This window comes from Streptomyces sp. McG3, from assembly GCF_018619185.1.
Lineage (GTDB): Bacteria > Actinomycetota > Actinomycetes > Streptomycetales > Streptomycetaceae > Streptomyces.
This window is the reverse complement of the sequence record NZ_JAAXYC010000307.1, coordinates 1-9,254: the sequence shown is the minus strand read 5'-3', so window position 1 is coordinate 9,254 and position 9,254 is coordinate 1. Positions and strand designations below refer to the sequence as shown.

The 9,254-nt window shown below is 74.4% G+C and carries 6 protein-coding genes; all 6 read left to right on the top strand.

Annotated elements, in window-relative coordinates; genetic code table 11:
• Window positions 1-14: 14 nt before the first annotated feature.
• A complete protein-coding gene (locus tag HET64_RS32170; RefSeq protein ID WP_215110681.1) occupies window positions 15-1,196 on the top strand; it encodes a glycosyltransferase family 4 protein in 1,182 nt (393 codons plus the stop codon).
• The gene (locus HET64_RS32165) at window positions 1,193-1,912 is read left to right on the top strand and encodes a class I SAM-dependent methyltransferase (RefSeq protein ID WP_215110680.1); all 720 of its coding nucleotides are present in this window, start codon (window positions 1,193-1,195) and stop codon (window positions 1,910-1,912) included. The genes HET64_RS32170 and HET64_RS32165 overlap by 4 nt, the downstream gene beginning before the upstream one ends.
• Window positions 1,909-6,321 carry an alpha-(1->3)-arabinofuranosyltransferase family protein gene (locus HET64_RS32160; RefSeq protein ID WP_215110679.1) on the top strand — a complete coding sequence of 1,471 codons (4,413 nt, stop codon included), beginning with the start codon at window positions 1,909-1,911 and terminating at the stop codon, window positions 6,319-6,321. The genes HET64_RS32165 and HET64_RS32160 overlap by 4 nt, the downstream gene beginning before the upstream one ends.
• On the top strand, window positions 6,321-7,649 hold the full coding sequence (locus tag HET64_RS32155; protein ID WP_215110678.1) for a condensation protein: 1,329 nt from the start codon (window positions 6,321-6,323) through the stop codon (window positions 7,647-7,649). The genes HET64_RS32160 and HET64_RS32155 overlap by 1 nt, the downstream gene beginning before the upstream one ends.
• Entirely contained in the window at window positions 7,646-8,371 is a 726-nt protein-coding gene (locus HET64_RS32150) for a class I SAM-dependent methyltransferase (RefSeq protein ID WP_215110677.1), read from the top strand. Before HET64_RS32155 ends, HET64_RS32150 begins: the two co-directional genes overlap by 4 nt.
• A gap of 5 nt (window positions 8,372-8,376) precedes the next feature.
• The coding region (locus HET64_RS32145; RefSeq protein WP_215110676.1) for a hypothetical protein at window positions 8,377-9,254 on the top strand (878 nt) is incomplete at its 3' end.

Below are 9,254 nucleotides of genomic sequence, written 5' to 3'. Positions count from 1 at the left end.
GAGTTGGAGCACCCATGCCCCAGCACGTCCCTCCCCCACTGCTTGACGCGGTCGCGCGTCCGGGTCAGGGCCCGGCGCCCGCGACGATCCCCGCGACCCCCCGACGCATCGTCTTCCTCGCCCACCGCGACCTGGGCAATCCGGCCGCCGGCGGCTCCGAGCTGCTGGTCGACCAGCTCGCCCTGGGTCTCACCGAGCAGGGCCACGACGTCACCCTGCTGTGCGGCGGACCGGCCGCCCGTCGGCCCTACCGGGTCGTCTCGGCAGGCTCCGCGCTCGGGCACTACGTCGGCGCGCGATCCGCGTTCGCCCGGCGGATCGGCACGTGCGACCTGCTCGTCGAGGTCTGCAACGGCATGCCGTACCTGGCCCCGCTGTGGCACCGCGGACCCACGGTCTGCCTGGTCAACCATGTGCACACCGACCTGTGGGACATGCGCTTCCCGACCCCGGTGGCCCGTGCCGGGCGCAAGCTCGAACACTGGGCCCTGTCCCGGGCCTACCGCGACCACCTGATGATCGCGGTATCTCCGTCCACGGCGGGCGCGCTGCGCGAACTGGGCGTGCCCGACCGGCGGATCCGGGTGGTGCACAACGGAGTCCAGGAGCCGAGCCCACAGGGCGAGCGGTCCGCCGCACCGCTGTTCGTGGCGCTGGGCCGGCTCGTCGACTACAAGCGCATCGATCTGCTGCTCCAGCTCTGGGAGCGGGTCCGGCCGGTCACCGGCGGGCGGCTCGTCATCGTCGGCGACGGCCCCGAACGGGCCCGGCTGGAACAGCTCGCCGGTCCCGGTGTGGAGTTCGCCGGTCATGTGACCGAGGCGGAGAAGCACCGGCTGCTCTGCGCCGCGTGGATGCTGCTGCACCCGGCGGCCGTGGAGGGGTGGGGTCTCGTCGTCACGGAGGCCGCGGCCCGGTCCACCCCGACCCTGGGCTTCGACGTGCCGGGGCTGCGCGACTCCGTCGAGGACGGGGTCACCGGGATCCTCGCCCCGGGCGCGTCCTCCTTCGCCGCCGCCTGGTGTGCGCTGGCGCTGGACGACGAGCGGCGCGAGGCGATGGGCAAGGCGGCCCGCGAACGGGCCGCCGACTACCGGTGGACCGCCAGTGTGCGCCGGTTCGCCGCGGTCGCCGCCGAGGCGACCGCCGGCGCCGTAGGCGGCCCGGGCGCCCCGGTGATCGGCGCGAGCGCGTGAAGGACCCCTCGTTCCGGCGGTCGGCCGCCCTGTTCCGCGCCTTCCTGCGCGAACAGGGCGACCCCGCCGCGGCGTACACCCTGCTGGCCCGTGACGCGGCCGACCAGGTCGAGCGGCACGGCCCGCTCCGCGACAAGGTCGTCGTGGACATCGGCGGCGGCGACGGCTACTTCACCCGTGAGTTCCGGCGCCGCGGTGCGCACAGCTACCTCTTCGAACCGGATCCGGCGGAGATCGGCCCCGGGCAGCGCGCGGACACCGTCGTCGCCGACGGTTATCTGCTGCCGCTCGCCGACGGCGCGGCCGACGTCTGCTTCTCCTCCAACGTGCTGGAGCACGTCGCCGACCCGCACACCTTCCTCAGCGAGATGGCGCGGGTGACCCGCCCCGGCGGGCTCATCTACGTCTCCTACACCAACTGGCTCTCCCCGTGGGGCGGCCATGAGTGGGCGCCCTGGCACTACCTCGGCGCCGAACGCGCCCGGAGCCGCTACGAGCGGCGCACCGGCGGCCCGGCCAAGCACCGGCTCGGCGAGAACCTCTTCAAGATCGGCGTCGGGGAGACCCTGAGCCACGTCCGGAGCCGCTCCGACGTGACTGTCGTCTCAGCACGCTCGCGCTACTGGCCCGTCCTTCCCCAGCTCGTGCCGCGCATCCCCGTACTGCGGGAATTCGCCACCTGGAACCTCCTCCTCATCCTCCGGCGGTGTTCATGACCAGCGCTGTCCACCCACCCCGGTCCACGGCCCCGGAGGGCGCGGGTCCCGCGCCCTCCGGTCCCGCCGACGGGCCGCCCACGCCCCGCTCACGGCGCTGGCTGCTGGGCTTCTGGGCCGCCGTGTTCGCGGCGTTCCTCGCGGTGTCGCCCGGCCGGATGACGTTCGACACCAAGCTCGGCGTCGTCGCGGACCCCTGGCGCTTCCTGGGCGACCTGGGCGAGCTGTGGCACAGCCGGGCCGGGTTCGGCGGGATAGCCGACCAGTACGTCGGCTACGCCATCCCGATGCTGCCGTACTACGGGGCCGCCGACCTGCTGCACGTACCGGTCTGGCTCGCGGAACGGCTGTGGCTGTCGCTGATCGTGGCGACCGCCTTCTGGGGTGCGCTCCGGCTGGCGGAGCGGCTGGCCGTGGGTTCCCCGGCCACCCGGCTGCCGGCCGCGGTCGCGTACGCGCTGTGGCCGACGTACACCATCGTCGTGGGCTCGACCTCGGCGGCGGCCCTGCCGGGCGCCCTGCTGCCGTGGGTGCTGCTGCCGCTGACGAACCCGCGCCTCGCGCCGAGGATCGCGGCGGCCCGGTCCGCACTGCTGATCCCGCTGATGGGTGGCGTCAACGCCGCGTCCACGCTGGCCTCGCTGCTGCCGGTGGGGCTGTACCTGCTGTCCCGTCCCGGCGGTCCGCGCAAGCGCGCGCTGCTGGCCTGGTGGATCCCGGGCGTGATCCTGGCGACCGCCTGGTGGATCGTTCCGCTGCTGCTGCTGGGGACCTTCGGCGAGAACTTCATGCCGTACGTGGAGTCCTCGTACACCACCACGACGACCATGTCGGCGACCGAGGTGCTGCGCGGCGGCGGGAACTGGGTCGGCTATCTGAACTTCGGCGAGGCCTGGCTGCCGGCCGGCTGGACCGTCGCCACCGCGACCGTCACCATCCTGGGCTCGGCGCTCGCCGCCGCCCTGGGCCTGGCGGGTCTGGCGCGCCGTGATCTGCCCGAGCGGCGCTGGCTGGTGCTGACCGTGCTGAGCGTCGCGCTCATCACGCTCGCCGGTTACGGCGGTGCGCTGGGCGGGCTGTTCCACGAGACCGTGCAGGACTGGCTGGACAGCTGGCTGGTGCCGTTCCGCAACATCTACAAGTTCCAGACGGGTCTGGCGCTGGCCCTGGCCCTTGGCCTCGCGCACCTCACCGCGGTGGCTTCCGTCGCCGCCGCGGCGCGGGGCGGCGGCAACGCGGTGCGCGCCCGCCGGCTCGTGCCGGTGATCGCCGCCGCGCTCGTGCTGCCGGGTCTCGCCTGGCCGTACGTCAACGGCTCGATCCTGCAGAAGGGTTCGTTCCAGCAGCTGCCCACGTACTGGGAGACGACCGGGAGCTGGCTGAAGAAGAACTCGGCCGACGACCGCGCCCTGGTGGTCCCCGCGACCGCGCACGGCATCTACACCTGGGGTTCCCCGATCGACCAGCCGCTGGACGTGCTGGCGAACTCGCCCTGGGCCCAACGGGACTACGTGCCGTTCGGCACGCCGGGCAACCGGCGGGCGATGGACGCCGTCGAGCAGGCGCTGACCACCGGCGGCGAGGTTCCCGGACTGAGCGAGTACCTCAACCGGGCGGGGCTGCACTATGTGGTGGTCCGCAACGACCTGGATCCCGACCAGTTGGGGTACGTCCCCACGGCCACGGTGAAGCGCACCCTGGAGGCGTCCGGGTACCAGCGCGTGACCGGTTTCGGTCCGGTGATGACCGGCGGCCGGATCGCGGCGGACACCCCCGTGCAGGTCGAGGGCCTCTATCCGCGGCAGCGGGCCGTGGAGATCTACGAGCCGCCCGCCGGAACGGAGCGTCCGGGGCGGGCGACCACGTCCCCGGTGGCCTCGACGGCCGTCGTGAGCGGTGGGCCCGAGTCCCTGCTGCCGCTGTCGGCGAGCGGCGCTGTGAACGGCCGGCCGGCCGTGCTGGCCGGTGACGCGCACCCGGGTCTGGGACGGCCGTCGCTGTACGCGGCGGGCGACGGGCTGCGGCGTGCCGACACCCGGTTCGGGCTGGTCAACTCCAACACCTCGTACACGTACACCGCCGACGAGCGCAACGCGGTGGAGGCCGCGCAGGATCCGGACCGGAGCCCCCGGCAGATCCTGCCGACGTCGGGCGCGGAGCACCAGACGACGGCCGTGCTGCGGGGCGCCAAGAAGGTCAGCGCCTCGTCGGTGGGCAACTGGCTGTTCCACCTGCCGCAGTACGACCCGGTCAACGCCTTCGACGGCAACCCGGACACCGGCTGGGCGGAGGGATCCCCGGGCTCTCCCGAGGACGAGTGGGTACGGATCGACTTCACCACTCCGACGGAGCTTCCGGCCTCGCTCCAGGTGACGCCGCTGCCCAGCGCGAACGTGCGGGCCGCACCGACCGTCGTCCGGGTCGAGACCGAGCGGGGCTTCAAGGACAGCCCGCTGAGGACGGACGGATCGGCGCAGACGGTGGCCGCGCCCACCGGGCAGGCGTCCTGGCTGAAGGTGACGATCCTGGAGTCCCAGCAGGGGCGTCCCGGGCTCACCGGCGCCGGCTTCACCGACATCGCGGTCCCCGGGGTGCAGGTGACCCGGATGCTGGAGCTGCCCGCCGACGCGCCCCGTGAGGGCGCGGACTCCACGGTCTACTCGCTGCGGCGGGGCAGCGACCCCGGCGGTCTGTCGTCGGTGGCGGCCGAGGTCGGCCTGCACCGGCAGTTCACCGCCCAGGAGGCGGGCCCGTACCAGGTGTCCGCGAGCGCGGTGCCGGTGCCCGGCGAGGAGCTGGACAAGCTGCTCTTCGAGCTGACGGGCGAGCGGGACAAGATCGAGGTGAGCGCCGACTCCACGGCACGGCTGGGCACCAGCCTCAGTCCGCGCAATCTGACCGACGGTGATCTGACCACGGCGTGGATCGCGGGCGAACGCCCCGTACTGCATCTGTCCTGGCCGGAGAAGAAGGAGGTCGGGGAGATCGTCTTCGCGGCGGCCGGCGGTCTGTCCACCCGCCCCGAGCAGGTGCAGATCAGCTCCCCCGACGGCACAGCGGTGGCCTCCGTGGACGAGAACGGCATGGCCCGCTTCTCGCCCATCAGGACCGACCGGATGGACATCACCATCTCGCGTCAGGCGCCGCTGACCGTCCACAACCCGGTCGCCGACGACCAGTTGCAGTTGCCGGTAGGGCTGAGCGAGGTCTATGTCCCGGCCCTGGAGGAGTACCGCTCGCCGCAGCCGAAGCCGGACAAGAAGTTCAGCCTGGCCTGCGGCAAGGGTCCGGTCCTGTCCGTCGGCGGTACGTTCCTGGAGACCCGCGCCGAGGGCCTGGTGCGGGACCTGACGCAGCGCCGCCCCATCGAGGTCACGCCGTGCACCGAGGGCGGCACGGTGGAGCTGGCGGCCTCGTCCACCACCGTCGAGGCGGGTGACGCGGGACCGCTCGCCATCACGGACGTCACGCTGAGCAACGGAGTCTCCGAGGCCCCGGCGAGCACGCCGCGTTCGGTGGACGTCGAGCGGGGCGACGGCGACCGTCGCACGATCGCCGTCGGCGCGGGCGAGGCCTCCTACCTCCAGATCCACGAGAACCACAACAAGGGCTGGAAGGCCACCCTGGACGGCGAGGAGCTGACGCCGCTGCGGATCGACGGCTGGCAGCAGGCCTGGCTGATCCCGGAGGGCGAGGGCGGCAAGGTCACCCTGGAGTACGAGCCGGCCAGGATCTACCAGGTGGGTCTGATCGGCGCGGGGGTCCTGCTCCTGGCGCTCGTGGGGCTCGCCTTCGTGCGGCGGCGGGGAGCCGAGCCGTACGCGGCCGAGGAGCAGCCCGTCGCACCCGGTCCGGGTCTGGTCCTGGGCACGGTGGCGCTCACCCTGGTGGGGGTGGTGATCGCGGGGCCGCTCGCCCTGGCGGTGCCGGTCCTCGCCGTACTCGCCCACTTCCGGCCGAAGCTGCTCGCACCGGTCGCGTTCGCGGCGATGGCCGCCGCGGGTGTCGTCGCGGCGCTGGGCACCGGGGACACCACGGCGGCGGGCGAGGGCGCGTTCGGCGCGACGGCCCAGTTCCTGGCGCTGGTCGGTCTGTTCGCCGCCCTGGTCACGGTCGGGCGCGAGCCGCTCGGCAGGCGGGCCGCCGGGGGCCGGGGCACGGCGGGCGGCGAGGCGCCCGCGGTGCCGGCGCAGGCCGCCGCCGCTTCGGGCCGGACGCTGTCCACCGACCCGAAGCGTCCGCAGGGAACTCCGCCTCCCGCACCCGGATTCGGGTACGGATCCGGCTCGGGCGAAGGCTCGGGCGAAGGCGGCAGCCACGGCGACCGCCATGGCCATGGCGGTGACGGCCCGACGCAGCAGCCCGGCGGTCAGCAGCCGCCGCCGTCCCGTCCCGGAGGGGGCACCTGATGGCGACCACGCAGCAACCCCGGGCGCGGGGCGGTATGCCCCGGCCCGGGGCCCCGGCCCGGGTGCCGTTCCCCGTGGTCGACGAGGTGGCCCGGCACTGTGCGCAGGACGCCGAGCCGAACACGGTGCACATCGAGATCCATCTGCCCGGCCGGGTGGACGAGGGGCGGCTGCGTGCCGCGTTCGCCGAGGCGCTCGTCCGGCACCCCCGGGCGCTGATGCGGGAGCGCCCCCGGCCCCCGTTCGCCCGGCGCTACGAGTGGGAGCTGACCGGGAGTCCCGACGCGGATCCGGTCTCCTTCCCGCCGTCCGCGCCCGGGGCGCTCGCCCGGGCCCGGGCGCGGGCGCTGGACGAGGCCCCTCCGCTGACGGCGTCGCCGCCGCTGCGGCTCACGGTGGTCGAGGAGCCGGGCACCGAGGGGTGTGTGCTGCTCTTCACCGTGCACCACACCGCCCTCGACGGCCCGGCCTGCATGCGGCTGGCGGCGACGGCCGCCGAGGTCTACGGTGCGCACCGCACCCCGCCGGCCCCCGCACCGGCGCGGCCGGCGTCCGATCCGCTCGTCGGGGAGTCCCCGGCGGCGCCGCTGGCCCGGCCCGCCCGGATCGCGGCGGGCTCGCCGGGACCCTCGCCGGTACCGGGCAACGCCATGCTCTTGGTCGAGCTGCCGGTCCCGAAGCGGGAGTCCGGCGCGCCCTACACGGTGAACGACCAGCTGATGGTGGCCACCGCGCTCACGGTGGCCGACTGGAACCGGGCGCAGGGCGCGCCGGGGGCCGACCGCCGGCCGCTGCGGATCACCATGCCGGTCGACGACCGCACCCGGGGCCCCGAGATGCCGATCGGGAACGGCACCCGACTGGTGGAGGTCGGTTTCGCCGCGTCCGAACTGGCGCCCGGGGCCGACATCCCCGCACTGCTCCGGGCGACCGCTGAGCGCACCCGGGCGCTCAAGGCGCGCCCCCGTCCCCCGTTGGGCCGTTCCGCTTCCCTGCTCACCGCGCCGCTGCTGCCGGTGGCCGCCCGCGCCGCCCTCACCCGGGGGCTGCGGGTGCTGGCGGGACCGTGGACCTCGACGACGCTGCTGAGCAACATCGGCCGGGTCCCTTACCCGTTGGACTTCGGGGAGGCGGGCCGGGCCACCGCCGTGTGGTTCTCCGCGCCCGCCCGGATGCCCCGGGGGCTGACGTTCACCACGGCGTCCACGGGCGGCCGGCTGCATCTGGCGCTGCGCTGGTCGCGCACCCTGCTGGGCGACGAGGACGGCGTACGCCTGCGCGAGCTGTTCACCCGTCACCTGGCCTCGACGTCCTCGGAGACCGTATGACCGGCACCACCTCTCCCCCGCCCGGGCTGCGGGACTTCTACGAGAACCCGGCCGTTCCCGTCGCCTCGGGCGACGGGCGCACCCTGCGGCAGGCCCGGCTGCTGGCCGACGCGCTGGGCGCGCCGGGGCAGGTGATCCTCGACATCGGGTGCGGTGACGGCACGGCGGCGGCCACGGCGGCCCCGGTCCTCGCCGGTCACCGGCTGATCGGCGTCGACTGGTCGCAGGACGCGCTGCGCAGGGCCCGGCCCCGGATGGGTCTCGTGGTGCGCGGCGAGCTGGAGCACGGTGGGCTGCCGCTGGCCGACGGGTGCGCGGACGCGGTGCTGTTCAGCGAGATCCTGGAGCATCTGGTCGACCCGGACCAGGCGCTGGACGAGCTGCGGCGGGTCCTGCGGCCCGGCGGCCATCTGATGCTGTCCACCCCGAACCTGGCGGCCTGGTACAACCGGGCGCTGCTGCTCGCCGGGGTGCAGCCGGTGTTCTCGGAGGTCAGTCTGCGCGGCATCCACGGCCGCCCCGGCTCCGAGGTGGTCGGGCATCTGCGGCTGTACACGGCCCGTGCGCTGCGCTCGTTCCTGGCGGCGTCCGGCTTCGACGACGTGCGGATCACGGGCGCCCCCTTCCACGGGGTGCCGCGTCCGCTGCGGCTGCTGGACCGGGCGGCGTGCTCGGTGCCCGGGGCCGCGTCCATCCTGCTGGCCCACGCGCGGCGGAGGTAGCGCGCATGTGGTGGGGTGTCGGCGCCGCGCTGGTCGCCAACGCGCTGTACAGCGTGGGGTTCGTGGTGGAGAAGCGGGCCCTGGGCTCGCTGCCCGCGCTCTCGGCGGGCCGGCCGCTGCGGGTGGTCCGGGTGCTGCTGACCAGTCCGCTGTGGATCGTCGGCGCGCTGGCGCTGGCGGCCGGGTTCGGGGCCCAGCTGATCGTCTACCGGGCGCTGCCGATAGCGGCGGCGCAGGGCATCTTCGTCTCCGGTCTGGTGCTGCTCCTGCTGTTGTCGTCGGCCGTGCTCGGCGAGGAGTCGACGGGCCGCGAACGCTACGCGCTGGGCGGGGTGCTGGTCGCCCTGCTGATGGTCGTCGCCTCGGTGCGCGAGGGCGAGGACGTGGTGAGCGGCGGGGCCCCCTGGGCGTTGGTCCTCCTGGTCTGTCTGCCGGCACTGGGGGCGGGCGTCTGGCTGTACGTACGGGTCGAGAGCCGGGCGGCCAAACGGCACCGGGTCCCGACCAGCGGCATCGGGTACGGAGTGGCGGTGGGCCTGCTGTACGGGGTCAGCTCGCTGGCCATCAAGGGCACGTCCAGCCGCCTGACCGGCACCGATCTCAGCGAGGCCGCGCTGTCGCTGCTGGCGTCCCCGTATCCGTATCTGCTGCTGTTCACCGCGGGGGCCGGTCTGGTGATGTCGCAGACGGCGTTGCAGCGCTGCCGGGCCTCCCTCATCGTGCCGGTGTGCACCACGGTGACCAGCCTGTTCACCGCGGTCCTCGGGACGCTCGCCTTCGGCGAGACGCTTCCCGACGATCCGCTGCTGCTGGTCCTGCGGGTGGGCGGCACGGCGCTCGCCCTCTCCGTCCTGCTGGCCATGCCGCGCCACGACCCCCAGCC